The 23,337-nt window shown below is 57.9% G+C and carries 20 protein-coding genes and 6 pseudogenes; 10 read left to right on the forward strand and 16 right to left on the reverse strand.

Translation table 11 applies throughout. From position 1 onward, the window contains the following. Nucleotides 1-29: 29 nt before the first annotated feature. Complete coding sequence (locus tag HMPREF1024_RS20760; protein WP_004891791.1) at nucleotides 30-1,526, reverse strand: NCS1 family nucleobase:cation symporter-1; 1,497 nt, start codon at nucleotides 1,524-1,526, stop codon at nucleotides 30-32. A 144-nt stretch (nucleotides 1,527-1,670) separates the two neighbouring features. Between HMPREF1024_RS20760 and HMPREF1024_RS20755 the strand changes: the two genes are divergently transcribed. The 3 genes and pseudogenes from HMPREF1024_RS20755 to puuE all read left to right on the forward strand — a co-directional run bounded on the left by HMPREF1024_RS20755 (nucleotide 1,671) and on the right by puuE (nucleotide 4,075). Then, entirely contained in the window at nucleotides 1,671-2,387 is a 717-nt protein-coding gene (locus HMPREF1024_RS20755; protein WP_009307822.1) for a GntR family transcriptional regulator, read from the forward strand. Continuing rightward, a pseudogene (hpxA, locus tag HMPREF1024_RS20750) lies at nucleotides 2,387-3,258 on the forward strand (allantoin racemase). The gene HMPREF1024_RS20755 and the pseudogene hpxA overlap by 1 nt, the downstream one beginning before the upstream one ends. Beyond that, the gene (gene puuE / locus HMPREF1024_RS20745; protein WP_004179983.1) at nucleotides 3,143-4,075 is read left to right on the forward strand and encodes an allantoinase PuuE; all 933 of its coding nucleotides are present in this window, start codon (nucleotides 3,143-3,145) and stop codon (nucleotides 4,073-4,075) included. Before hpxA ends, puuE begins: the two are co-directional and overlap by 116 nt. Before the next feature lie 88 nt (nucleotides 4,076-4,163). Here puuE and HMPREF1024_RS20740 read toward each other — a convergent pair whose 3' ends face one another. Beyond that, nucleotides 4,164-4,955 (reverse strand): sulfite exporter TauE/SafE family protein, encoded by a 792-nt coding sequence (locus HMPREF1024_RS20740; RefSeq protein ID WP_009307823.1) that lies wholly within the window; start codon nucleotides 4,953-4,955, stop codon nucleotides 4,164-4,166. 109 nt (nucleotides 4,956-5,064) lie between these two features. Here HMPREF1024_RS20740 and HMPREF1024_RS20735 point away from each other — a divergent pair, with 109 nt between their 5' ends. Both HMPREF1024_RS20735 and HMPREF1024_RS20730 read left to right on the forward strand, forming a co-directional pair. Beyond that, nucleotides 5,065-5,832 carry a helix-turn-helix domain-containing protein gene (locus HMPREF1024_RS20735; protein WP_009307824.1) on the forward strand — a complete coding sequence of 256 codons (768 nt, stop codon included), beginning with the start codon at nucleotides 5,065-5,067 and terminating at the stop codon, nucleotides 5,830-5,832. 202 nt (nucleotides 5,833-6,034) lie between these two features. Continuing rightward, nucleotides 6,035-6,259, forward strand: coding sequence for a hypothetical protein (locus HMPREF1024_RS20730; RefSeq protein WP_009307825.1), 225 nt, complete (start codon nucleotides 6,035-6,037; stop codon nucleotides 6,257-6,259). A 162-nt stretch (nucleotides 6,260-6,421) separates the two neighbouring features. On the opposite strand, the gene HMPREF1024_RS20725 is transcribed toward HMPREF1024_RS20730, so the two are convergent. Together HMPREF1024_RS20725 and HMPREF1024_RS20720 are read right to left on the reverse strand one after the other, a co-directional pair. After that, complete coding sequence (locus HMPREF1024_RS20725) at nucleotides 6,422-7,117, reverse strand: alpha/beta fold hydrolase (protein ID WP_004176102.1); 696 nt, start codon at nucleotides 7,115-7,117, stop codon at nucleotides 6,422-6,424. Nucleotides 7,118-7,448: 331 nt separating this feature from the next. After that, entirely contained in the window at nucleotides 7,449-8,174 is a 726-nt protein-coding gene (locus HMPREF1024_RS20720) for a GMP synthase (RefSeq protein ID WP_003026048.1), read from the reverse strand. Between the two features lie 92 nt (nucleotides 8,175-8,266). On the opposite strand from HMPREF1024_RS20720, the gene HMPREF1024_RS20715 reads away from it, so the two are divergent. Then, complete coding sequence (locus HMPREF1024_RS20715) at nucleotides 8,267-9,067, forward strand: helix-turn-helix domain-containing protein (RefSeq protein ID WP_008804809.1); 801 nt, start codon at nucleotides 8,267-8,269, stop codon at nucleotides 9,065-9,067. Nucleotides 9,068-9,527: 460 nt separating this feature from the next. Here HMPREF1024_RS20715 and HMPREF1024_RS28355 read toward each other — a convergent pair whose 3' ends face one another. Together HMPREF1024_RS28355 and HMPREF1024_RS20710 are read right to left on the reverse strand one after the other, a co-directional pair. Further along, a complete protein-coding gene (locus tag HMPREF1024_RS28355; RefSeq protein WP_009307826.1) occupies nucleotides 9,528-10,427 on the reverse strand; it encodes a hypothetical protein in 900 nt (299 codons plus the stop codon). Nucleotides 10,428-10,627: 200 nt separating this feature from the next. Then, on the reverse strand, nucleotides 10,628-10,984 hold the full coding sequence (locus HMPREF1024_RS20710) for an ASCH domain-containing protein (RefSeq protein WP_072143287.1): 357 nt from the start codon (nucleotides 10,982-10,984) through the stop codon (nucleotides 10,628-10,630). Nucleotides 10,985-11,137: 153 nt separating this feature from the next. Between HMPREF1024_RS20710 and HMPREF1024_RS31675 the strand changes: the two are divergent. Next, a pseudogene (locus HMPREF1024_RS31675) lies at nucleotides 11,138-11,329 on the forward strand (hypothetical protein); the annotation flags it as partial. A 3-nt stretch (nucleotides 11,330-11,332) separates the two neighbouring features. Here HMPREF1024_RS31675 and fabF read toward each other — a convergent pair. The 5 genes and pseudogenes from fabF to HMPREF1024_RS31110 all read right to left on the reverse strand — a co-directional run bounded on the left by fabF (nucleotide 11,333) and on the right by HMPREF1024_RS31110 (nucleotide 15,889). Further along, nucleotides 11,333-12,607, reverse strand: a pseudogene (fabF, locus tag HMPREF1024_RS0125765) (beta-ketoacyl-ACP synthase II). A 19-nt stretch (nucleotides 12,608-12,626) separates the two neighbouring features. After that, a complete protein-coding gene (locus HMPREF1024_RS20705) occupies nucleotides 12,627-14,189 on the reverse strand; it encodes a DHA2 family efflux MFS transporter permease subunit (protein WP_009307828.1) in 1,563 nt (520 codons plus the stop codon). Continuing rightward, entirely contained in the window at nucleotides 14,186-15,229 is a 1,044-nt protein-coding gene (locus HMPREF1024_RS20700) for an HlyD family secretion protein (RefSeq protein ID WP_009307829.1), read from the reverse strand. The genes HMPREF1024_RS20705 and HMPREF1024_RS20700 overlap by 4 nt, the downstream gene beginning before the upstream one ends. Then, nucleotides 15,213-15,770 (reverse strand): helix-turn-helix domain-containing protein, encoded by a 558-nt coding sequence (locus tag HMPREF1024_RS20695; protein ID WP_009307830.1) that lies wholly within the window; start codon nucleotides 15,768-15,770, stop codon nucleotides 15,213-15,215. Before HMPREF1024_RS20695 ends, HMPREF1024_RS20700 begins: the two co-directional genes overlap by 17 nt. Then, entirely contained in the window at nucleotides 15,767-15,889 is a 123-nt protein-coding gene (locus HMPREF1024_RS31110; protein ID WP_032408689.1) for a hypothetical protein, read from the reverse strand. Before HMPREF1024_RS31110 ends, HMPREF1024_RS20695 begins: the two co-directional genes overlap by 4 nt. Nucleotides 15,890-16,090: 201 nt before the next feature. Between HMPREF1024_RS31110 and asd the strand changes: the two genes are divergently transcribed. Further along, nucleotides 16,091-17,209, forward strand: coding sequence for an aspartate-semialdehyde dehydrogenase (gene asd / locus HMPREF1024_RS20690; protein WP_009307831.1), 1,119 nt, complete (start codon nucleotides 16,091-16,093; stop codon nucleotides 17,207-17,209). Nucleotides 17,210-17,246: 37 nt separating this feature from the next. Here asd and HMPREF1024_RS0125775 read toward each other — a convergent pair. The 5 genes and pseudogenes from HMPREF1024_RS0125775 to hpxW all read right to left on the reverse strand — a co-directional run bounded on the left by HMPREF1024_RS0125775 (nucleotide 17,247) and on the right by hpxW (nucleotide 21,315). After that, a pseudogene (locus tag HMPREF1024_RS0125775) lies at nucleotides 17,247-17,669 on the reverse strand (GNAT family N-acetyltransferase). Nucleotides 17,670-17,753: 84 nt separating this feature from the next. Then, nucleotides 17,754-18,140, reverse strand: a complete 387-nt coding sequence (gene hpxZ / locus HMPREF1024_RS20685) for an oxalurate catabolism protein HpxZ (protein WP_009307833.1) — start codon at nucleotides 18,138-18,140, stop codon at nucleotides 17,754-17,756. Continuing rightward, nucleotides 18,137-19,535 (reverse strand): annotated as a pseudogene (locus HMPREF1024_RS31680) (AtzE family amidohydrolase). The gene hpxZ and the pseudogene HMPREF1024_RS31680 overlap by 4 nt, the downstream one beginning before the upstream one ends. Beyond that, nucleotides 19,532-19,717 carry an oxalurate catabolism protein HpxX gene (hpxX, locus tag HMPREF1024_RS20680; RefSeq protein WP_004179955.1) on the reverse strand — a complete coding sequence of 62 codons (186 nt, stop codon included), beginning with the start codon at nucleotides 19,715-19,717 and terminating at the stop codon, nucleotides 19,532-19,534. Before hpxX ends, HMPREF1024_RS31680 begins: the two are co-directional and overlap by 4 nt. Nucleotides 19,718-19,727: 10 nt before the next feature. After that, nucleotides 19,728-21,315: pseudogene (gene hpxW, locus HMPREF1024_RS0125785) on the reverse strand (oxamate amidohydrolase). Between the two features lie 179 nt (nucleotides 21,316-21,494). Here hpxW and hpxU point away from each other — a divergent pair. Next, complete coding sequence (gene hpxU, locus HMPREF1024_RS20675; protein WP_004176115.1) at nucleotides 21,495-22,334, forward strand: MurR/RpiR family transcriptional regulator HpxU; 840 nt, start codon at nucleotides 21,495-21,497, stop codon at nucleotides 22,332-22,334. A gap of 214 nt (nucleotides 22,335-22,548) precedes the next feature. Continuing rightward, nucleotides 22,549-23,334 carry a transporter substrate-binding domain-containing protein gene (locus HMPREF1024_RS20670; RefSeq protein WP_004143665.1) on the forward strand — a complete coding sequence of 262 codons (786 nt, stop codon included), beginning with the start codon at nucleotides 22,549-22,551 and terminating at the stop codon, nucleotides 23,332-23,334. The last annotated feature ends 3 nt before the right edge of the window (nucleotides 23,335-23,337 follow it).

A 23,337-nucleotide genomic window follows, 5' to 3' on the forward strand; every position in this document is an offset into this window, starting at 1 on the left:
CGGCCAGACGCCGCGGCAGAAGGGGAAGGTTACTCTTTTTGCGCCACCGCGCCGGAGCGGAAGGCGGCTTTCGCCTGCACTTCACGCTCGTCGCGAGCCAGCCAGCGGTAGGCGGTGGCGCCGAGAAAGACGCCGATAAACCAGCTGAAGTTCGCCACTTCATGCAGGGTCGGAATAAAGCTGATAATCAGCCCAAGGCCCACCGACGGCAGCAGGGCGGCAATCGCTTTCGGGTTAAAGCCATTGCGGTACCAGTATTTACCCTGCGGCGTATCGTCAAACAGATCGTCCACTGACACCCGGCCGCGTTTGATCAGGTAGAAGTCGGCGATCAGGATGCCAAACAGCGGGCCAATAAAGGCGCCCAGCACGTCGAGGGTATAGTGGATCAGCTCCGGCGAGTTAAACAGGTTCCACGGCGTCAGGAGTATCGAGCCCACCGCGGCAATCATCCCGCCGGTACGGAAGCTGATTTTCTGCGGCGCGCAGTTGGAAAAATCGAAGGCCGGCGAGACGAAGTTAGCCACGATATTGATGCCGATGGTGGCGGTGATCATGGTCAGCAGGCCGATGGCCACCGCCAGATCGTTACCCACGCGGCTGACGGTTTCGATCGGGTCGGTGATCATTTTGCCGAACAGCGACTGGGTGCCGGAGACAATCACCACGGTCACCACCGAGAATAGCAGGAAGTTAAACGGCAGTCCCCAGCGGTTACCGCGGCGGATCTCGCCCATGCTTTTGCCGTAGCGGGAAAAGTCACCGAAGTTAAGCAGCGGCCCGGAGAAGTAGGAGACCACCAGCGCCGTGGCGGTGATCATCTGCCAGGTCTGCTCGCCGGCGCTCAGGGATTTGCTGGCGAGGGTAAAGGAGATACCGTCCAGACCAGTCTTGTATACAATCCAGCCGGCCAGCGCCAGCATCACCACATAAACCGCCGGACCGGCGATATCGATAAAGCGTTTGATGGCGTTCATGCCATGCCAGAACACCATCGCCTGCAGCAGCCACATAGTGGCGAAGCACAGCCAGCCGAGGGGCGACAGCCCGAGAAAGCTGCTGCTGGTCAGCGAGGCAAGGGAGGGCCAGAACTTGAGCAGGACCAGCATCAGGGCATTCGCCGCCAGATAGGTCTGAATGCCGTACCAGGCAAAGGCGATCAGCCCGCGGATCACCGCCGGGATATTGGCGCCGAAAACGCCAAACGCCTGACGACAAATCACCGCGTAAGGCACCCCGGCCATCTGGCTCGGCTTCGCCACCAGGTTGGCGCACAGCTGGACAATACAGATGCCCACCAGCAGGCAGAGCAGAACCTGCCAGCTGGCCAGCCCAAGCGTAAAGAAGCTCGCCGCCACTACGTAGCCGCCCATGCTGTGCACGTCCGACATCCAGAATGAAAAGATATTGTACCAGCTCCAGTTCTGGTCGCGGGTCGGCGCCAGATCGTCATTACATAGCCGCGGACTGTAGCCGGCGGCCGCCTCGTGAGTCTTCGTCTGCTGCGTGTGGGATGAATGTGGCATGAAACCTGCTCCTCTGAATGAAAACCCTTTGATATGGATTGCTGAGGCTATTGCAGGATCCAGGCCAGAATGATGAATCTTGTATACAAAAATTAAATTTTATGTATACGATCTGCTATCGATAAGTGAAACCGGAGTGGGTTAATGAATAATGAACATCGTCTCCAGGCCGCGCCAGCGCTGCAGGACAAGGACGAAAGCATTTACCAGGCGCTGATGACGGCTATCGTCGAACATCAGCTGCCGCCGGGCAGCAAACTGCCGGAAGAGGCGCTGGCCGAGGTGTTCGCCGTGAGCCGCACCGGCATCAGAAAGGTGCTGCAACGACTCGCCGCTGTGCAACTGGTCACGTTGACGCCCAAACGTGGTGCACACGTCACCAGCCCGAGCGTGGAAGAGTCCCAGGCGATCTTTCGCACCCGGGCGCTGCTCGAGGTCGCCAATCTCCCCGATGTGATCGCGCGCTGTCAGCCGCCGCATCTGGCGGCGCTGGAGAACATTATTCAGCGTGAACAGCAGGCCCATGCGGCGCACGACGGCCCGGCGGCGATCCGCCACTCCGCTGACTTTCATATTCAGCTGCAGGCTATCTCCGGCAACCCGGTGCTCACCGAGATGGTGACCCGCCTCAGCCAGCGCTCCTCTTTAGTGATTGCCGCCTGGGGCGCCCCCTGGCGACAGGGCTGCCGTTGCGACGATCACCAGCAGCTGATCGGTTTGCTGCGGGATAAAGCCCTGCAGCCGCTCAGCGAGGCGCTGATGCACCATTTTGATCATATTGTCGCCAGCCTGTGCTTCGAGCGCGATGGCGTCAGCCTGCCCGATTTTTCCCGGCTGTTCGCCGGCCACAAGGAGTCGTGATGTCTTCCGTTCGTATACAAGTGATTAACCCCAACACCAGCCTGGCGATGACTGAAACGATAGGCGCCGCTGCGCGTGCGGTCGCTGCACCGGGCACCGAGATCCTTGCGGTCTGTCCCCGCGCCGGGGTGCCGTCAATTGAGGGCCACTTTGACGAAGCCATCGCGGCGGTCGGCGTGCTGGAGCAGATCAGGGCCGGACGCGAGCAGGGGGTGGATGGGCATGTGATCGCCTGCTTCGGCGACCCGGGGCTGCTGGCGGCGCGGGAGCTGGCCCAGGGGCCGGTGATCGGTATCGCGGAGGCGGCAATGCATATGGCGACGATGGTCGCCACCCGTTTCTCCATTGTGACCACGCTGCCGCGCACGCTGATCATCGCCCGTCATTTGCTGCACCAGTACGGATTTCATCAACACTGCGCGGCGCTGCACGCCATTGACTTGCCGGTGCTGGCGCTGGAAGACGGCAGTGGCCTGGCGCAGGAGAAAGTGCGTGAGCGCTGCATTCGCGCTCTGAAAGAGGATGGCAGCGGGGCGATTGTTCTTGGCTGCGGCGGGATGGCGACCCTGGCGCAGGAGCTGACCCGCGAGCTGCGGGTGCCGGTGATCGATGGCGTCAGCGCGGCGGTGAAGATGGTGGAGTCGCTGGTCGCGCTGGGCCTGGCGACCAGCAAGCATGGGGACTTAGCGTTCCCGGAGAAAAAAGCGTTAAGCGGACAGTTTCAGTCGTTAAATCCATTTTAAAAGGGGCAGGAGATGGGAGAGAACCAGGAACACTATCCTCGCGATCTGCGAGGTTATGCAGGGGAGCCGCCGCACGCGCGCTGGCCGGGCGGGGCGCGGATCGCGGTGCAGTTTGTCCTCAACTATGAGGAAGGCGCGGAGAATCACGTCCTGCATGGCGATGCGGGTTCGGAACAGTTCCTGTCCGATATTATCGGCGCCGCCAGCTACCCGGCGCGCCATATGTCGATGGATTCACTCTATGAGTACGGCAGCCGGGCAGGGTTCTGGCGCATCCATCGCGAGTTCAGCCAGCGCGGGCTGCCGTTGACGGTCTTCGGCGTGGCGATGGCGCTGGCGCGGCATCCGGAGATTGTGGCGGCGATCAAGGCTGCGGATTACGATGTGGTCAGCCACGGCTGGCGCTGGATCCACTATCAGCACATGGATATTGCCGAGGAGCGCGAGCATCTGCAAAAAGCGGTGCAGGTACTGACCGACCTGTTCGGCAAACCGCCCACCGGCTGGTATACCGGCCGCGACAGCCCTAACACCCGCCAGCTGGTGGTGGAGCACGGCGGCTTTGATTACGACAGCGATTATTACGGCGATGATTTACCTTTCTGGAGCGAAGTGGCCTGCAGCGACGGCAGCCAGCGGCCGCACCTGATCGTGCCTTATACCCTCGACGCCAACGACATGCGCTTCGCCACCGCCCAGGGATTCAACACCGCGGAGCAGTTTTATACCTATCTGAAAGACAGCTTTGACGTGCTATACGCCGAGGGTGAAACCGCACCGAAGATGATGTCCGTGGGAATGCACTGCCGGCTGCTGGGGCGCCCGGGCCGTTTCCGCGCGCTGCAGCGTTTCCTTGACTATATCCAGCAGCACGACAAGGTGTGGGTCTGCACCCGGCAGCAGATTGCCGACCACTGGCGCGAAACCCATCCGTATCGCGGGTAGCTTGTTGCCCCTGATCCTGGCCCTCTCTTCAGGGAGAGGGCTCCGCCAGGTCGCGTCTGTTACACCGGTTTACCAGAATGTAATTTGATTATTGAATAAGCATGGCGAGGAGTACCAGGCACAGCAGCAGCACATAGATGCGCGCATACCATACATCAGGTACCGCAGGGATTGCCCGGCGGCTAAACACTATCCCGGCCCAGCCGGTCAGGACGAGCAGGCCTAAAATTTTCAGGCTGATAAACCCAAGAAATCCGCTCAGCGGAATGCTGTGCCAGCCAATGACGGCATAGGTCACAGCCCCGCATAGCGCCACGGGCAAAGAAAGCGGGTTGGATGCGCTAACGCACTCCTGCATTGCATACCCGTGTCGCCGTAGCAGGGGCACCGTCATGACGCTGCCGCCCACGCCCAGCAATGCGGCGATCGTACCGATAATCACACCGCCGCCGGTGACCACTGGCAGGGACAGGCGACGCCGAGCGCTGCCCGTGAAAAAACCCTTGCGCAACAAACAATCGCTGATGGTTGCCAGCATATAGAGAATAAACAGCACGCGAACGATCTTCTCGCTCAATATCCCCGCCAGACAGGAGCCTACCACCGCCCCAATGGCAATAAACCATAACAACGGAAACAGCGTCTGCGCGGTAAGCCTGCCCGCCCGCCAGTTTCGATAGCTGACCCAGCCGGCGTTAAATATCATCACCGCCGTTGAGGTAGCCACCGCGACATGCATGGCGTTGCCCGCGATCGCCGGCTGCCGGAGCATCAGTTGATAGACAAAGGGCACCACCACAAAGCCGCCGCCGAAGCCGAACAGCACCGTGGTAATGCCGGTAGTAAAGCCTGCCAGCGCAATAATAACGATCTCATTCAAGAGAGTATCCCCGACCTGAAAATGAGCGAGCAGCTTATACCGGTCGCGTACTGCTTCCCATTTGCGTAGCGCTCAATTACCTTTGTAAATCGGTCAGAGGGAGGCAGGTGTGCGCAACGTAAAAATTGACGAGTTCGATCGACTCGATCGTGATGTGGTGGCGTTAGGTAATGACTATGTGCAGGGATTTATCCTGCCCCCGCACCAGCATCGTCGCGCACAGCTGCTGTATGGCGCGACCGGACTGATGTATGTCACTACGCAGGACGGAGAATGGGTGGTTCCTCCGCAACACGCTGTCTGGATCCCCCCTGAAACCGTGCATGCCGTCAGATTTGCAGGGGTGACCACGCGTAGCTTGTATATTGAGCCAGACTGTGTGGCCGCTTTCATTAAACACCGTCGTTGCGAAGTGATCAGCGTCTCGCCGCTGTTGCGCCAGCTACTGCTTGAGGCTGTGGATTTACCACCGTTGTACGATAGCCCACGCGATCGCACGCTGATACAGTTGATGTTGCTGGAACTGGCCGCTATGCCGGTCCGCGAATTTGACATTCCGTTGCCGCAGCATCCGGCGCTGCTGGCGCTTTGTCAGGCTTTTTTGCTTAACCCCTCTATCCATGATCCTGCGGCGCGCTGGGCCAGGGCGCTGTTTATGAGTCCTAGTACCTTTCGCCGCCATTTCCTGAAGCAGTTGGGCCTGTCGTTTTCCGCCTGGCGACAGCGAGCCTGCGTGGTGAGCGCCCTGGCATGGTTGATAGCAGGCAAACCGGTGAACGAAGTGGCATTATCCCTTGGATACGACAATGCGTCCTCTTTCGCCACCATGTTCCGCCGCGTGACCGGGCAGCCGCCGTCGTTTTATCACCCAGCCTGATGCGTCGGGGAAGGGGACTCCGGCAGCATGTGTCGGAAATGAATGTCGCTTTTATGGCGTTGCTATGCGTTTACGCGGTCATAAGACAGATAATCCAGGAAGGCCTGGCTTCGTCTTCAGGTACCCCTACATTTAGTGGTGGCTACATCCAGGCGGTTTATCTATTCTGCCTGTAACCGTGAGAAGACCGGAGTCTCTCTTTGTGAACCATCTTATCGTTGAAAAAACCATCATCATCATTCTTCTCATCCTGTGGGGATTCGATACCTTCAGAACCAGGAAAAGAAAACGCTATGATCCCGCGATTGAAGCCGCTGATGCCAGCGAACGTTATCAATGGCGCTATCTGAGATGGGGATTTCGAATCATACAGGTGGTAGCGGGAGTGTATATCGTCGTTCAACTGATACAGGTATTACTGAGATAGAGGCCGCCGGCAGGGCGGCGGGACAGAACATCTGGCTGACCAGAATGAGGTCAGGCAATAGCGGTTTTCACGTCGGCAAAGGGGAATGTCCGCTCTGAGCCAGGAGCGGAACTTACCCCGATGAAGTAAATCCGGATTTTTGCCGGATAAACCCCCAATAATTTACGTAGCAGGGATCCATTCAACAATAATTCTTGCCAACTCCCTGGGCTGTTCGAGCGGAATCATATGGCCGCAATCCAGAATGATTCTTAACGACGCATAAGGTATGGCTTCGACCAATTCTTCTGCCTCCTTCATCGAACGGATGGCATCATCTTCACTGGCGATAACCAGCGTTGGACAACGTATCGTTGCAGAAGGTATACCTTGCCTGGATAAGGATGATTGCGTGATGAAGGCTTCAAATCCCAGAGAGCATCCCATTTTCTGGATAGCTGAAATCATATCCTGATTTGATGTGTTTAGAGGGTGGAGTGACCGGGCAATAGCATGTCTGCTCAGCCCCTTAAAGGTTGTGGGGGACAATGACTGCACGCTTTTCCGCTTTGCTTCAGCTTCTAACGGCGTATCTTCCCGTAAGGAACTGGCAATAAGCACTAAGGACTCTACACGTTCAGGGAATTCTGCTGCCAGTTGTCGGGCAATATATCCTCCCATCGAAAAACCTATCAAAGAAAACTTCTCAGGCAGAAGAGTAATCAAATGCTGCACTACATCATGAATGGTTCGTCCTTCAGTTACAGCTGCATGATGAACAATACAGTTTGACGGGAGATATGTTTCAAATTCATGCCAAAGCATTTCATTCAGCATAAACCCAGGAATTAAAACGATTCTACGCGGCTTTAAACTCATAATTCTCGCTTAAATGCATCAGTGTATTTATTGGATAAGACAGGTTAAAAATATCTTACTAACAGCGACAATATCAAATTGCAGCCCTGGATAGGCGTTTGTCTATTTCCACAGAGTTTCTGAACGTTTCTAACGTTCTCCCTGGCTTCCTCCACCATCAACAGGCTGATCCCGAATTGAGCAAGCTCTAATGCCCAGGTCCGTGTACAACCTACCAGAGCACTTTTCCGCTTCTCGCTCATAGCGGACCTTCAAATCAGGTAGCTTGTCCGCTCTGTGCCAGGAGCGGACATTAAAATCAAAACCGATGGCAAGCTTACCGAGCATGACATTATGCTTGCGCTGCTTTGTAACGTGCTTCCAGCTTATCCAAAAAGCCAAAAAGTACTTGATTCATTTCACTGTAATCGTGCGCCCGGAGCGCTTCAGGCGTGTCAACGAAACGATATTCTGCTGCACGGCTCAGGTCTTTCTCAGAATGAGCGATCAGCCGTTCTACAACGTCCAATGTGAGCTCCATGTGGCACTGGAAACCAAAGACGCGGTCTGAATAGGCAACGATCTGCCGCGGACAGCCTTCGCTGTAAGCAATAATTTTGGCCTCTGGCGTCAAACCTGGCATATCGTTATGCCAGTGACCCACTTCCAGTGTTTTCCCAAAGTGAGAGAACATCTCATCCTTCCTGCCGTCTTCGGTCAATGTGATCGGGAATTTACCAATCTCTTTTTCCGGGCTATGAGAGAACGGCGCGCCCAGCGCTTCGCCAATGAGCTGTGAACCCAGGCAGATACCGATCACCGCCTTACCGGTTTTAACCGCGGAAGCAATCAGCGCCTGTTCCGCTTTAGCATTAAAGTGCGGGCACGCTTCAAGCGTGGTGTCCGGATCTTGCGGACCGCCCATAACGACTAGAAAATCGATGCCTACGGCGTCATCAGGTAGCCGATCGCCTGCATAGACGCGTGAGTAAGTTACATCATGACCCTGGTTTATTGCCCAGGTTTCATATGCGCCCGGGGCTTCAAAACTTTCATGTACGATAAAGTGTACACGCATGAGGTTAAGCTCCTGTAATATCTTTGATGATCAGAATGATAAGTCACGCACCCATTGCCTAAGGCTCTACTCCGGGTGGTTCCAGTTTCGATATGATAATGGCAGGGGCTAAATCTGAAATGCCAGGTAGTATAGATAAAGCGCCAAGACATGATGAAGCCACAGGCTGGTCCAGTACTGCGATAAGCTATCAACGCGGCGAGGTAGATCCTCCCCATCATCATGTTGAGGGGCAGCTACTCTTCGCCACCAGAGGGGTTATGCTGGTGCAAACAGAGAGTGACCGTTGGGTGATCCCTCCTCAGCGGGCATTATGGCTACCGCCTTTGCATATCCATAGTTACCATCTGCTTTCACAAACCGATCTCAGGGCGATCTATTTCAGCAGTAGCCTTATCGCAGAATGTACGAGCTTTACGAAGAGTCAACAGGTGCATGTGATCACGGCTACGCCCTTAGTCAAAGAGCTTATCGCAGGGCTGTTCAGTGAGGACTACGCCAGACCGAGTCAACGGAAGATAGCGTTGTTGCTTCTGGAAATTCTCAGCGAGGCTCCACCTTTAACGATGGCGCTACCCATGCCGAATGATGAGCGATTATTTAGCGCGGCCAGATCGCTACTGGTCAATCAGCGCTGGGAAGCATCGCTGAGCGAGCTGGCTTTTATGTCGGCCATGTCGGAACGGACCTTTTCCCGCTTGTTTATGAAGGATACAGGCTTTAGTTTTAGAACATGGAAGCAGAGAGCCAGAATTTGCGCTTCGTTGGATCTTCTCGCGAACGGTGTTCCAATCAAACAGGTCGCTTATCAGCTTGGTTTCTCATGCCCGGCGGCATTTACCGCTGCTTTTCGCTGCATTCTGGGGTCTACGCCACGCGATTTTGTGCCTTAAACCGGGAAACCCTCAAAGCGGTCTTTGAGACTGTCATGGGCATATTACCAGACGCAGAAACACTGCGAGGGCAGGGGTATCCCGCCTTTGCTGTTGAGAAAGGTAGTTTAATTTGCACCCGACATCACTCTCATTGATTAAAGCACGGAGTGGAGATTACTGCGGTCAACAGTTCTGACAAACCGTGAAAGAGAAGGCCTGCGTAAAGAAAAAAGGTGTCGCGATGCGTGATGAAATTACCTTATGACAGACCTTGCGGTGATTTACGGCACCGGGTGGATTCCGGACGCTGTGAGCCCCTCATTGCTACGAAGCCTGATTCTGCTGTACCTCACGCCATATGATAGCCTGCGCAACAATCACATCCTGCCCATTAATGCGTCCAGGGGAGTACTCCCGGGCCCTGCACGTCCCTGTGTGCCAAAAGCGGAAGTAGGCTGATGATAAATTAGCGTTGATGTTAATCGTGGGTTCTGCAGATGGGTAGAAATTGATAACTTAGGATGCAAGTTCGTCCCGCTCTTTCTGCAGTTTTCATCGAGGGGATATTCTGCGGAATAATTGTGCCCATATACAAAGATAGTTCCGAATCGGAATGAGTTAATAATCGGTACAGCAGGCGTTGCGCTCGGGCCGACAATGATCGACCACGAAAAGCAGGAAGTATTACTTTGTCAGTAATACGATATCCTCTCAGAAAAGCGATGTTTCCTTTCTGGCATATTAGCAACCCGGCGCGAACATCGTTTTCATAGATAATATATACTTCTCTCTCTGAAATATGGTCACACAACTCTTCGTCATCAACTGCTACCAAATTGCTTGCAGACAGTTCGCGAACTGTCTGCCATGTATGCTTATAGGCATCACCCAGGGCCTGACAACACCAGTCAAAATCTTCGTATGTCGCCACTTGCAAAGTAAGAGATTTATCATTGAATTCAGGGGGTTCAGAAAAAGAAGTGGCATATATATACTGGTCGGGAATACCCTGCGGGAAGGACTGGCCTGGCACAAGAATGCGGACATACTGAGCTCTGAGTTGTGACCATTCCTTACTAATGAGTTCTAATGCAGTATGATTTAGGTCAGAATCCATACCTACAATATCAATAAAAGGTTTGTTAATATTTCCGCCCTGATAACGGGGGCCAGTAAGAAATTGCTTTCCATCAATTTTGAGTTTTCGTTGTAAAAAATATTCCTGACATAATCCAGTTTCTCTCCAGGGAAATCGCGCCGAGAAACTTCTGTCTGTACACCTCGATTCCTGCTCTGACAACCATTGTTTTAACCATGAACGTAGAGTAACTTCAGGCACAGGTAGCCTAGCATATTGAGATAGCATGTAAGATAGCATAAAAATATTTTTCCCTTGGATGTAAAAATGTTTTTTAAACAAATCAGAATAGTTCTACTCTCATTTTATTACCAATTATAGCTGGCACGTCAGCTCCTTGCTCAATGCGGACCTTTAGCTCGATAGCTTGTCCGCTCCGCGCCAGAAGCGAACAGTGTTATGAGTGGCCAGTGATAAAATGTCAGCCCGTTGACCTTGCCTTACAGCACCTCAACCACTTCAAATTCTTCTGCGATCAACTCCATATCTTCAGAAAAATGACCTTCAGAGCTGAAAAATCTCTGATGCTCTTTCTTCCAGTATTCAAGGCTTAAATCGCCTTCACCTTCTTTGCGGGCGAACGCTTCAGTGACATCACAAAAACGAACCAGCTGCATCGAAATCAGTCTGATCACGCAAACTGGAACATTCTGACCATCAAGAATAATGTTATAACTCCCGATTCTCGGGGCGGATTCTTCCTGCTGGTAAGAGGCAAAAGATCCGCAAGAGGCCGTTTTGATCCCTTTTTTGATCAGGTCAGCCAGCTCGTTAGCCAGTTGCGGACTGTCACCCATTTGCCAGGCATCTGCGCCGGGATATTTCTTTTTTATTTCCTCAACCTCAACCATGAAAATTCCTTCGTTATCGTCAATGAAAAGAAAAGCTATCCCTTTTTTAACATGAGCGGTCCCAACATAATAGGCGATATCATTCTTTAGATAGTGTGGTCCGTTCTTCGCTCAAAACTGACCTTGATCGATAACTTCGGCTGGCTGGACAATGCGTCGATTCCATTCTCGATGAGCCGAATAGGCGCCATTGTCTCCCTGGGTATCGCGCTGTACTTGATTTACTCCAGCAGCAGGGCAAAAGCCGCAACGGTGGAAATCCCCCGTCGGCCAGTACCGCAGGGGAGCTGACGATTATTGCCAGCGTTTCAGCAGCAGGCTGGCGTTAACGCCGCCAAAGCCAAAACCGTTCGACAGCGCATAACGCATCTTCTGCGGGCGGGCCTGCAGCGCCACCAGGTTCATGCCTGCCGCGTCTTCATCGGGGTGATGCAGGTTCAGCGTCGGCGGCACCACCTGGTCACGCAGGGCCTGAATGGTGAAGATGGCCTCGATCCCGCCGGCCGCGCCTAACGATGGCCGGTGGCGGATTTCGTCGAGGTAATGGCGACCGGATGCGCGCCAAACAGCGTTTTAATCGCCGCCAGCTCACCTTTATCACCGACCTGCGTCGAGGTGGCGTGGGCATTGATATGGTCAATCTCGTCGACGGTCACCCCGGCTGGCGAATAGCGATCTCCATGGCCCGAGTGCGCCGTTTCCCGTCTTCCGGGGCCTGCGGTCACGGTGATAAGCATCTGCGCTGGTGCCGTAGCCCACCAGCTCGGCCAGCGGCGTGGCCCCGCGCGCCAGCGCGTGCTCCAGAGATTCGATCACAATAAGCCCGGCGCCTTCTCCCATCACAAAACCATCGCGGTCACGGTCAAAGGGGCGGGAAGCGCTTTCCGGCTGGTCGCTGTAGGCGCTGGACAGCGCCCTTGCCGCGGCAAACCCGGCCAGGCTAACGCGATGAATTGCCGCTTCCGCGCCGCCGCAGAGGGCAATATCCGCCTCGCCGCTGCGGATCATCCGCGCTGCATCGCCGATGGCCTGGGCACCCGCTGCGCAGGCGGTGACCGGCGCGCCGATGGGGCCCCGGAAGCCGTGGGCGATAGACACATGCCCGGCGGCCAGGTTGGCCAGGAAAGAGGGGATAGTGAACGGCGAGAGACGACGCGGCCCGCGTTCATCGGTGGTATGTACCGCATTGGCGATCTCGCTGAAGCCGCCGATCCCGGTGGCGATCACCGTGGCGGTACGTTCCTGTTCGGCCGCAGATGCTGGCGACCAGCCGGCCTGGGTCAGCGCTTCACGGGCGGCGACCAGCGCAAACTCGATAAAGCGATCCATCTTTTTGCGCTCTTTCGCCGGGATGGTCGCCAGCGGGTCGAAGCCGTGCAGCGGATCGCTGTCAATGGACGGCACCTGGCCGGCCACTTTGCAGGGAATATCCGCGACCAGCTGCTCGCTGAGCCGGGTGACCCCTGACTTTCCTGCCAGCAGTGACTGCCAGACGTGCTGTACGCCGCAGCCCAGCGGGCTGACAATCCCCATCCCTGTGACGACAATGCGTTTAACGGAAACGCCCATAGTTAACTCTCCTGTAGTATCAGTGTGCCGGCGGCTTTTTCATCAAGGGAACCAGCAGCGCGGCAAGTAAAAAACCCATCATGATGAGGTAGAAAGCATCGGAAAATGCCTGGGTTCGCGCCTCCCGTAGCGCCAGCGCGGAAAGATTTTTCAGCGCCGCCGTCTGCGCGGCATCCGGCGAGATCCCCTGGACGGTGAAGTTTGCCGCGCTGCGCTGAACAAAATCGCTCATTGCCAGGTTGGCGTTATTCAGATGGTCCGCCAGGCGGCTATAGTGCAGATTGGTTCTGTCGTTAAGCACCGTGCCGCACAGGGCGATGCCGATGGCGCCCCCGAGGTTGCGCATCAGATTAAACAGCCCGGAGGCCAGCTTCAGGCGCGCGGGCGGCAGGCTGCCCAGCGTCAGGGTCACCGTTGGCGCGACGGCAAACTGCTGCGCCAGTCCGCGAAAGGCCTGCGGGAGCAGCAACTGGTCCGCCCCCCAGTCGTGAGTGATCGGAACAAAGCTGTACATTGACACCGCAAAGCCGATCAGCCCGGCCATCAGCAGCCAGCGCAGATCGACGCGGTTGGCGAGCCACGAATAAAACGGAATAGACATGACCTGGAACAGACCGGTGGAAAATACCGCCAGGCCGATCTCCAGCGCACTGAAACCGCGCACGCTCCCCAGATACAGCGGGGTTAAATAGATGGTGGCGAAGATGCCGACGCCGGCCATAAACGAGAAATAGCAGCCGAGGCTGAAGGTTCGATCCTGCAGGGCGCGGAGATCCATCACCGGCTGCGGATGGCGCAGGGTGCGGATAACAAAGGCCACGCCGCAGAGCAGGGCGACCCAGGCGGTGGTCGTCAGGGTCGCGTCATCAAACCAGCCCCAGCGCGGACCTTCTTCGAGGGTATATTCCAGGCAGCCGAGGGACAAGGCCAGCAGCAGAATACTGAGATAGTCGGCGCCGCGCAGCAGAGTGGGGTCGGCGCTGTCTACTTTTACCAGCAGCGGCACTGCCACCGCGATGTAAATCCCCGGAACAACGTTGATAAAGAACAGCCAGTGCCAGTTGTAGTTTTCGGTGATCCAGCCGCCCACCGTTGGACCCAGCGTAGGGGCGAGGGAGGCCAGGCCGCCGATCGTCGCCGCGGCGATGACCCGCTGTTTGCCCTGAAAAAAGGCGAAAGCGGTGGTGAACACCAGGGGGATCATCGACCCGCCCGCCAGTCCCTGCAGGGCGCGGAAGGCGATCATACTCTGGATGTTCCACGCCCAGCCGCACAGCAGGCTCATCAGCGTGAAGCCCGCCGCGGAAGCGGCAAACAGCCAGCGGGTCGACATGACCCGGGCCAGCCAGCCGGAAAGCGGGATAATAATGATCTCGGCGATCAGGTAGCTGGTTTGTACCCAGACGGTTTCATCGTCGCCCGCCGACAGGCCGCCGCCAATATCCCGCAGCGAGGCGGAGACGATCTGGATGTCGATAAGGGCAATAAACATCCCCACGCACATGCTGGCGAAGGCGAAGATCTTCTTCGCCGTCGGCATCGACAGACCCTGCGGGACGGACAGCGCCTGAACGGTGCTCATCGAGGGCTCTTTTCGTTCACGGTGACGATCACCGACAGTCCCGGGCGCAGGACGTCAAGCTTTGCCCCGTCACCTTCCAGCGCAATGCGGACCGGCACCCGCTGCACGATTTTAGTGAAATTCCCGGTCGCGTTCTCCGCCGGCAGAATGCTGAAGCGTGAGCCGGTCGCCGGCGCCAGGCTGGCGACATGCCCCTTAAAGGTATGGTTCGGCAGCACATCGGCGACGATGGTCGCCGGCTGGCCGGCACGCATATGCGCCAGCTGGTTTTCCTTGAAGTTAGCGTCAATCCACAGGCCGTGCGCGGGTACCAGGGAGAGCAGCTGCGTACCGCTGCTGACGAAGGAGCCGGACCACGCGCGGCGGTTGCCAATCACCCCATCGAACGGCGCGCGAATGTCGGTATAGCTGAGGTTCAGCCTGGCCATCTCGAGGTTAGCCTGGGCCTGCGCCAGGGCAGCCAGGATTTGCTGCTGGCGAGCATCCAGCACCGCCAGCTGACGTTCGGCCACGGTTTTATCCGCTTTGGCCTTCTCCTGCTCGGCGTGCGCCCGGCGATAATCGGCGGAGGCGTTATCGCGGATCTGTGCGGAAATCGCGCTCGACGCGGCCAGGGCGTTATAGCGTCGGTTGTCGTTAGCCAGTTTTTCGGTTGCCGCCGTGGCGGCCAGTAACGAGGCCGCAGAGCCGGCAATGGTCGCCTGCTGAAGCTGGCGGGTAGCCTGGATATCGGCCAGCGCGGCCTGCTGCGCCGCCACTTCTCCGGCGGCTTTCGCGAGGGCGGCGCGATAATCGCGGTCGTCAATGCGGATCAACAGGTCACCTTTTTTCACCGCCATATTGTCCTGCACCGCCAGCTGCTGGATATAGCCGGAGACTTTGCTGGAGATGGCGCTAATGTCGCCGCCGACATAGGCATCATCGGTGGTCTGCATAAAGCGCCCGGTATGCCACCAGTAAGCGCCGTAGCTCGCTGCCGCCAGGGCGGCAGCCCCCAGGGCCGCCAGGACAAGAATATTTTTCTTACTGGTCGGATTCATTGCTGGCATCTCTGTAAGGTTCAGGCTGGAATTTTTGCCCGCTATCGCCTTCGCGTTTGCGCAGCAGATATTCATGACGATATTTCATCAGCGGCGAGGCGGCGGGGCCCGGCACCATGGCGTATTTACCCGGAATAATCTCTTCCCCGGTCGCTTTATCCACCATGACTGGCTCCACCCGTCGCTGGGTGGCGGTTTCCACCAACTGCATCTGACGGCCTTCGGGGGCGAAGTGGCGGTTACCCCATTCCGCCAGCGCCAGCAGCACCATGCGAAAATCGCGGCCGCGCGGCGTGAGGTGGTATTCGTAGCGCGGCGGGGTGCTGCTGTAGCACACCTTCTCCAGCAGTCCGTCATCGACCAGTTCCTTCAGGCGGCGCGACAGAATATTGGGCGCGACGTTGCTGCTTTTCTGGAACTCGTCAAAGCGGGTAAAGCCCGCGAAGGCATCGCGCAGGATCATGATGCTCCAGCTGTCGCCGATGCGGCCCAGGCTGCGGGCGATGGGGCAGGGAGCGTGGCAAAGCGGTTCATTTTTCATGGGCTGTCCAGTAACCAGGTGGCTTTTGCCAGCAAATTGACATAGTAACTATCAAAATGCAAGTTACTCTTCATGGTACCCGGAGAAGAAGCTGCTCCCGTTTCGCTACGCCGTTTCACCTTTGAATGCCGAAAACTGGACGGTCGCCGCCGCCTTATATCTGCTTGACCGTAATAAGAGATAAATATCGCTGATGGCAGATGAAACATTTTAATAATGATAAAAATCGATGTGCTGGGTAATGACCTTTATTGGGGGATACGATATAAGGTATGGCGACACTCAAATTAACATTCTCATAACTTATAAAGGTTAAATAAATGAAGCAGGTGGGTATTGTTGGTTGGCGAGGGATGGTGGGCTCAGTATTGTTGCAACGCATGATCGAAGAAAATGATTTCGACGATATTACAGCGCATTTTTTTAGTACCTCCAGTGCGGGTGCCCCGGGCCCGGTTATTAATGGTAAAAGCGACAGGCTGAAAGATGCGAATTCCCTTAGCGCACTCGCCGAAATGGATATCATCATCACCTGTCAGGGCGGGGATTATACCAAAGCCATCTATCCGGCGTTAATTAACCATGGCTGGCAAGGTTACTGGATTGATGCGGCTTCGGCGCTGCGGATGGATGAAAGAGCCTGCATTATTCTCGACCCGGTCAACCGCGAAAATATCGATCGCGCGGTAAAAGCGGGATTGAAACTGTTTGTCGGCGGCAACTGCTCCATTACGCTGAGCCTGATGGGGTTGGCCGGGCTGATAAAAGCGGATCTTATCGAATGGCTGAGCGTGATGACCTATCAGTCTGCCTCCGGGGCGGGCGCCAAACAGGTGCGGGAATTAATCGCACAAAGCGCTTATATCAGTCAGCATTTATCCGCGGATGAACTGACATCATCAGGTTCCGTGCTGCCATTGGTAAATAAAGTGAGTGAGTTGATTAACAGCGCGGGCATGCCGGTGGAGAATTTTGGCGTCCCCCTCATGGGCAGCATCATTCCGTGGATCGACAGCGATCTGGGCGATGGAAACAGCCGCGAAGAATGGAAGGGCGAGGCGGAAACTAATAAAATTCTTGGCCTTGCGCCGGGTACCATCCCGGTCAATGGTTTATGCATTCGGGTCGGGGTGATCCGCTGTCACAGCGCGGCGATTACGCTGAAACTTAAACGTGAGGTCAGCGAAGCAGAATTTGCTGAGTTAGTCACCCATTCCCATCCGTGGGTAAATTATGTCCGCAATAATAAGCAAGAGAGTGTCAGTAAATTGACCCCGGCTGCTATTAGTGGTTCGCTGCAGGTAGGTATTGGCCGCTACAAGAAAATGTCGCTAAATAATGACCCAGTCTACTCGGTGTTAACGGTTGGCGATCAGCTATTGTGGGGCGCTGCGGAGCCCCTGCGCCGCATGTTAAATATCCTGCTGGGCAAAATATAGTTACGGTCATCCGGGGAAAGCCCTCGCGCGCAGGCGGTTAAGACAAATGTTTAACGAAGCGTTTGCGAACCTCCTTGTAGCCGTTATTTTCATAAAATTGATGCGCTCTGATTCTTTTTTCACTACTTGAAAGTTCGATCTGAGCGCATTATTTATCGCGGGCGAGGCGCTCTGCGGCCTGGAGAAGCTGCTGGCCTATCCCTGATCCACGTGACGATTCCTCTATGACCAGCGCGGAAATTAATGCCCATAAACGGTTCTCATGTACCGGTAAAATAAAATTGATAACGATTACGCCACACACGGCGTTTTCTGTTTCCGCCACCAGCGCACTCATCATCCTCTGCGGGGCAGTGATGCGTTGCGCTAAGATCGCCGTCTCCGTCTGATAGCCCAACTGCAGAAATAGCGTTTGCAGCGAGGGGATATCTTTTGCTTCCGCAGCTCTGATGAACACCATGATCTTCGACTCCAAATAGCGTGTTACCGGACCGGAGCGGGCCGGCGGATACCTTATTCCCCGGTCCGCTCCAATTTATGCCACTCAGTCCATCAGACTGACCTGGGCGGCGACAATCCGCCAGCCGTAGGGGAAGCGTACCCAGGTCTGCTGCTGGCGGCCCAGGCGGGCGCTGCCCTCGCGGGTGAACTCGGTGCTGCACACCGCCATATCCGCACCAAAGGTGGTAATGATGGTATGGCGCAGATCGCGGGCCAGACCGGCGGCGGGGCGGGCTGCGCGAAAGGCGCGGATCGCCTCGATGCCATACAGATTCTCACCGGCCCCCAGCCGCACGGTGCGCGGATCGTGCCAGAACAGCGCATCCAGCGCCTCGATGTTATTGCTGACCAGCGCCTCTTCATACTGATAAAACGCCGCCGTCACCTCGGCGAGGATCGCCGGGCGGTCTACATTATCCAGATTGATCATGCTGCACTCTCCGCCACTCGGGCATCGGTAATGCCCATCGTTTCCAGCGCCCGCGCGGCGCGAAGACAGGCTTGTTCGTTAAACGGCGCGGCTATCAGCTGCAGGCCAATCGGCTTGCCGCTGGCGGTACGCAGGGGCACGGTCACCACCGGCAGCCCGAGGAAGGAGATCGGCTGGGTCAGCATGCCCATGCTGGCGCGAACCGGCAGCGGCTGGCCGTTAATCACTATCTCCTCGGCGCCAATCGGCGTGGCGCTGCATGGAGTGGCCGGGGCGATCAGCACGTCGGCCTGACTGAACAGGGATTTGATCGCCTGACGGGCATGACGGCGGAAGCGCTGGGCCTGCAGATACCACGCCGAGGGGATCATCGCGCCGGCCAGCAGCCGCTCGCGGGAGTGAGGTTCAAAGCGCTCGGGCGAGTGGCGAAGATCCGTTAGGTACTGATTGCCGCCTTCGCTGGCGCTGATGATAAAGGCCGCCGAGCGGGCCAGGGCGGCATCCGCGAACTGCAGCTCGCTGTCGGCGCCCAGCGCGTGGGCGACCCGATCCACGGCCGCCCGGGCGTCGTCATCGCACCAGGTGGTGAAATAGCCCCCCCAGCCGCGCGCAGCGCAGCCCCTCCAGCCCCCGCTCCAGCAGGTTGCCGGTGCGCTCGCTGGCTTTATCGGCCTGAAAGTCATCGGCCGGGTCGCGTCCCTGCAGGGCGTCATACACCGCGGCGAGGTCGGCCACCCGACGGGCAAAGGGACCAATATGATCCAGACTGGCGACAAACGGATGGCTGCCGGAGCGGGAGAGGCGACCGAAGGTGGGTTTCAGGCCAAAGATCCCGCACAGCGACGCGGGGACGCGAATCGAGCCGTTGGTGTCGCTGCCGAGGCTGAAATGGACCAGTCCGGCCGCCACCGCCGCGGCCGAACCGCCGGAAGATCCGCCGGCGATCCGCGACAGATCGTGCGGGTTGCGTGTCGCGCCATAGTGGCTGTTTTCGGTGGTAAAGCCATAGGCGTAGGCGTCCATATTGAGCATCCCGCTGAGCAGGGCGCCGGCGCTGTGCAGCTGGCGCACCGCCCAGCTATCGCTGGCTGCCGGCGGCCGGTCGCTCAGCAGTTCGGCGCCGGCGAGGGTGGTGTGCCCGGCGACATCAAACAGATTTTTCACCGCGTAAGGAATGCCTGCCAGCGGCGGCAGGGGGCGCTTTTCCCGGCGCAGGGCGTCGATGCTGTCGGCCTCCGCCAGCATGCGCTGGGCGGTGACCTCGGTCCAGGCGTTGATCTGCGGATTCACGCGGGCGATATCGTCCAGCGTCTGGCGGGCGATCTCCCGGGCGCTCAGTTCGCCTTCGTGCAGCGCACGCTGGATCTCGGCGATGGTGAAATGTTGAAGTGTCATGCTTTATACACCCCCGCAATCTCCTCGCGCGGCCCGAGGGGATAGTCCATCAGCGGCTGCGCCATGGCGGCGATGCGGGCAAACTGGCGCTCCAGCTCCTCACGGCGCGGCGCATCCAGCTCCATATCCAACAGGTGAGTCATCTGCGTCAGATACTCGCTCCAGTCTGGCTGTGTGGTCATGGTCTGCTCCTTAGTATCCGGCGGCGGCGCCGTTGCTGCGTGGATCGGTCGCCCCTTCAAGCAGGCCGTTGGGATGGCGGACAATGGCGCCGGCGTGGCCCATCGCTTCGCTGAAATCAGCCAGCACTTCTACGTCGTGCCCCAGCTCGCGCAGGCGCGCGATACAGGCGGGGGCAAAGCGTCCCTCCAGCTTCAGTGAATCGGAGGACTGGCCCCAGGTGCGGCCCAGAAGCCAGCGCGGACGGGAGATGCTCTCCTGCAACGGCACCCCCTGCAGGATATAGCGAGTAAACAGCGCCGCCTGCGTTTGCGGCTGACCGTCGCCGCCCATCGAGCCATAGACCATCACCCGGCCATCGTTCAGGCGGGCGGCGGCAGGGTTGAGGGTGTGGAATGGCTGTTTGCCAGGGGCCAGCGCCAGGAGATGCTGCGGATCGAGGCTGAAGGCCGCCCCGCGGTTTTGCCAGACGATCCCGGTGTCCGGGAGTACCACGCCGCTGCCGAACTCGTGATAGATACTCTGAATAAACGACACTGCCAGTCCGCTGTTATCCACGACGCCCATCCAGACGGTATCGCCCGGGCCTTTGCCGCCGCCCCAGGGGGAAGCGCTGGCGTCGTCGATGCTGTCGGCCAGCGGCTGCAGGGCTTCCGGGGTGAGCAACTGCTGTACATCCACATCCAGATGGCGCGGATCGGTGATATGCGCATCGCGCAGGGCAAACGCCCGCTTGGTGGCTTCGACGATACGGTGCACCGTTTGCGCGTCGTCGGCATCGGCCATCTTCAGGCGGTCGGTGATGCCAAGGATCGCCAGCGACACCAGTCCCTGCGTGGGAGGGGCAAGATTCCACAGCGTTCCCTGCTGGTGCTGGAGCGTCAGCGGCCCCGGACGCCTGGCGCGGTGGGCCTGCAGGTCGCCGAGGGTGACAGGCATCCCCAGCGTGGCCATACCCTGCGCCAGACGCTCGGCCAGCGGCCCGCGATAAAAGCTGTCGAGACCGTCGCTGGCCAGCATGCGCAGGGTACCGGCGAGGGCGGGCTGGCGGAAGCGGCTGCCGGGCCGCGGGGCCTCGCCCGCGACCAGCCAGGTTTCGCTGAAGCCCGGCTGATGGCGCAGCTCTTCCAGTTTGCTGGCGGTGGCGTGGGCCTGCGAGGCAGTGACCGGAATGCCGTCTTCGGCATAGCCGATCGCATCGGCCAACAGGCGGGCCACCGGCAGCGCGCGGCCGGTTAAGTCCCGTGAAATACGCAGCGCCTCGTCCCAGCCGCTGACGGTGCCGGCGACGGTCAGCGCGGCCTGCGGTCCCCGGTGGGGAATATGCCGCTGTCCGGCGTAGGCCTCGAGGGTCGCCAGCGATCCGGCGGCCCCGCTGGCGTCAATGGCGATGGGGGTCTCCCTCAGGCGGCACGATCAGCCAGAAGCCATCGCCGCCGAGGCCATTCATATGGGGATAGACGACGGCGATGGCCGCCGCGGCAGCCACCATCGCTTCAATGGCGCTGCCGCCCTCGCGCAGGATCGCCAGCGCGCTCTGACTGGCGAGGTGGTGGGGGGCCACCGCCATGCCGTGGGTCGAAACGTTGCTACTGTGCATAAATTATCCTTTCTGAACGAATCACCCGCAGAACACTGCAAAAGCTGTTCCATCTCTGAACGTTTCGTTTCATTGATAAAAACGATGACCAGAATTTTCCCACTGGCACGCTATGTGTAAGGCATAGCAGATACAGTATGATGAGGAATGGATGATGAAACGAAAGTTACAGGGGCGCTATGCAACAACTCGATGAACGACTGAAAGGGCAATACGCCTCGCTGTCGCCGCAGGAGCAGCGGGTGGCGGATTTCATCTTTGACCACTTTGACGACCTGATAAGCTACAACAGCGCCGAGCTGGCGCAGCTGAGCGGCGTGTCGAAAGCCACCGTCAGCCGGCTGTTTAAGCGCCTCGGTTACGACAAATATAAGGATATGCGCGATGAACTGCGCACTCTGCGTCAGAGCGGGATGCCGCTCACCGACCAGCGCGACGCGGTGCAGGGTAACACGCTGCTGGCGCGCCATTATAAGCAGGAGATGGCAAACCTCACCCAGTGGGTCAACGCCCTCGACGCCCGCCAGTTCGCTGAGGCGCTGACGGCGATGGTGGCCGCCCGCCGCATTGTGGTGATTGGCATGCGCAACGCCTATCCGGCGGCGCTGCATCTGCGCCAGCAGCTGCTGCAGGCCCGCGGCCAGGTGCTGGTGCTGCCCCAGCCGGGTCAGAGTCTCAGCGAAGAGCTGGTCGATCTGACCGCCGATGATCTGGTGGTAATGATGGCGTTTCGCCGCCGGCCGCGAATAGTACGCCCGCTGCTGCAGCAGCTGCAGCGCGACGGGGTGCCGGTCCTGTTAATGTGCGAGCCGCAGGCCCACAGCCTGTTTCCGCTCTCCCGCTGGCAGCTCTGCGCGCCGCTGGACAGCGTCTCCGCCTACGATAGCTATGCCTCGGTCAACAGCCTGATTAATCTGCTGGCCAATGCCTTTCTCCATGAAACGCTCGACAGCGGTCGTCCGCGCATCCACGATATCGCCACGCTTTACCAGCAGCTGGACGAGCTGGAACAACGCTGATGGGGCGCCAGCGTGGTGCTGTGCATTATTATGGTGCAATAAAAACCACGTGATGGCGCCGCCGCTCTCTGAGCACTTTTCCGTTAACGCTTGTCCTTTCTCACTTTTTGTTTTAATTCCTCGCCAACCCTCGCCTCGTCTGTATCTGGCACATTAGTTGCAAAAACAGATTCAAAGAATCTTTTGTTTCATGCTAACGTAACGGGTAAACATCATGAAGAAACTGTTGATCGCGCTGGCCGGGGCCGCTTGTCTCCTTTCGTCTGTTTCTGCCGCGCAGGCTGACCAGCTCCAGGATATTGAAAAACGCGGCGTCATCCGCATTGCCGTACCCCAGGACTTTCCACCGTTCGGCTCGGTGGGCACCGACCTGCAGCCGCAGGGGTATGACATCGATATGGCGCGCTATCTGGCGAAATCGATGAAGCTCAAGCTGCAGCTGGTCCCGGTGACCAGCGCCAACCGCGTGCCGTATCTGCAGACCGATAAGGTGGACCTGGTGATCTCCAGCCTCGGCAAGAACGCCGAGCGCGAGAAGGTGATCGACTTCAGCCGCGCCTACGCCCCGTTCTTCCTCGGGGTGTTTGGCCCGAAAGGGGCGGAGCTGAAGGACGCGGCCGCGCTGAGCGGCAAAAGCATCGGCGTGACCCGTGGGGCGGTGGAAGATATGGTGCTGACCAGCGTGGCGCCGCAGGCGGCGCAGATTAAGCGCTACGAGGACAATAACACTACGCTGTCGGCTTACCTGTCCGGTCAGGTGCAGTATGTCGCCACCGGAAACCTGGTGGTGGCGGCTATCTCCCGGCAGAACGCCGACAAAGCGCCGGTCCCGAGCTTTATGCTGAAGGACTCGCCGTGCTTTATCGGTCTGAAAAAGAACGAACCGGCGCTGAAGGCAAAAGTGGATACCCTCATCGAGCAGGGCATTAAGGACGGCACCCTCAACGGTCTGTCTGAGAAGTGGCTGAAAGCGCCACTGCCTGCCAGCCTCGGCGCGTAAGGT

Source organism: Klebsiella sp. 4_1_44FAA (assembly GCF_000238715.1).
Classification (GTDB): Bacteria; Pseudomonadota; Gammaproteobacteria; order Enterobacterales; family Enterobacteriaceae; genus Klebsiella; species Klebsiella pneumoniae.

Bases quoted from the DNA above. Each gene is read 5' to 3' on its own strand.
- HMPREF1024_RS20760 (WP_004891791.1), bottom strand. From the start codon at position 1,526: ATGCCACATTCATCCCACACGCAGCAGACGAAGACTCACGAGGCGGCC.
- HMPREF1024_RS20755 (WP_009307822.1), top strand. From the start codon at position 1,671: ATGAATAATGAACATCGTCTCCAGGCCGCGCCAGCGCTGCAGGACAAG.
- puuE (WP_004179983.1), top strand. From the start codon at position 3,143: ATGGGAGAGAACCAGGAACACTATCCTCGCGATCTGCGAGGTTATGCA.
- HMPREF1024_RS20725 (WP_004176102.1), bottom strand. From the start codon at position 7,117: ATGAGTTTAAAGCCGCGTAGAATCGTTTTAATTCCTGGGTTTATGCTG.
- HMPREF1024_RS20720 (WP_003026048.1), bottom strand. From the start codon at position 8,174: ATGCGTGTACACTTTATCGTACATGAAAGTTTTGAAGCCCCGGGCGCA.
- HMPREF1024_RS20715 (WP_008804809.1), top strand. From the start codon at position 8,267: ATGATAATGGCAGGGGCTAAATCTGAAATGCCAGGTAGTATAGATAAA.
- HMPREF1024_RS28355 (WP_009307826.1), bottom strand. From the start codon at position 10,427: ATGCTATCTTACATGCTATCTCAATATGCTAGGCTACCTGTGCCTGAA.
- HMPREF1024_RS20710 (WP_072143287.1), bottom strand. From the start codon at position 10,984: ATGGGTGACAGTCCGCAACTGGCTAACGAGCTGGCTGACCTGATCAAA.
- HMPREF1024_RS20705 (WP_009307828.1), bottom strand. From the start codon at position 14,189: ATGAGCACCGTTCAGGCGCTGTCCGTCCCGCAGGGTCTGTCGATGCCG.
- HMPREF1024_RS20700 (WP_009307829.1), bottom strand. From the start codon at position 15,229: ATGAATCCGACCAGTAAGAAAAATATTCTTGTCCTGGCGGCCCTGGGG.
- HMPREF1024_RS20695 (WP_009307830.1), bottom strand. From the start codon at position 15,770: ATGAAAAATGAACCGCTTTGCCACGCTCCCTGCCCCATCGCCCGCAGC.
- asd (WP_009307831.1), top strand. From the start codon at position 16,091: ATGAAGCAGGTGGGTATTGTTGGTTGGCGAGGGATGGTGGGCTCAGTA.
- hpxZ (WP_009307833.1), bottom strand. From the start codon at position 18,140: ATGATCAATCTGGATAATGTAGACCGCCCGGCGATCCTCGCCGAGGTG.
- hpxX (WP_004179955.1), bottom strand. From the start codon at position 19,717: ATGACCACACAGCCAGACTGGAGCGAGTATCTGACGCAGATGACTCAC.
- hpxU (WP_004176115.1), top strand. From the start codon at position 21,495: ATGCAACAACTCGATGAACGACTGAAAGGGCAATACGCCTCGCTGTCG.
- HMPREF1024_RS20670 (WP_004143665.1), top strand. From the start codon at position 22,549: ATGAAGAAACTGTTGATCGCGCTGGCCGGGGCCGCTTGTCTCCTTTCG.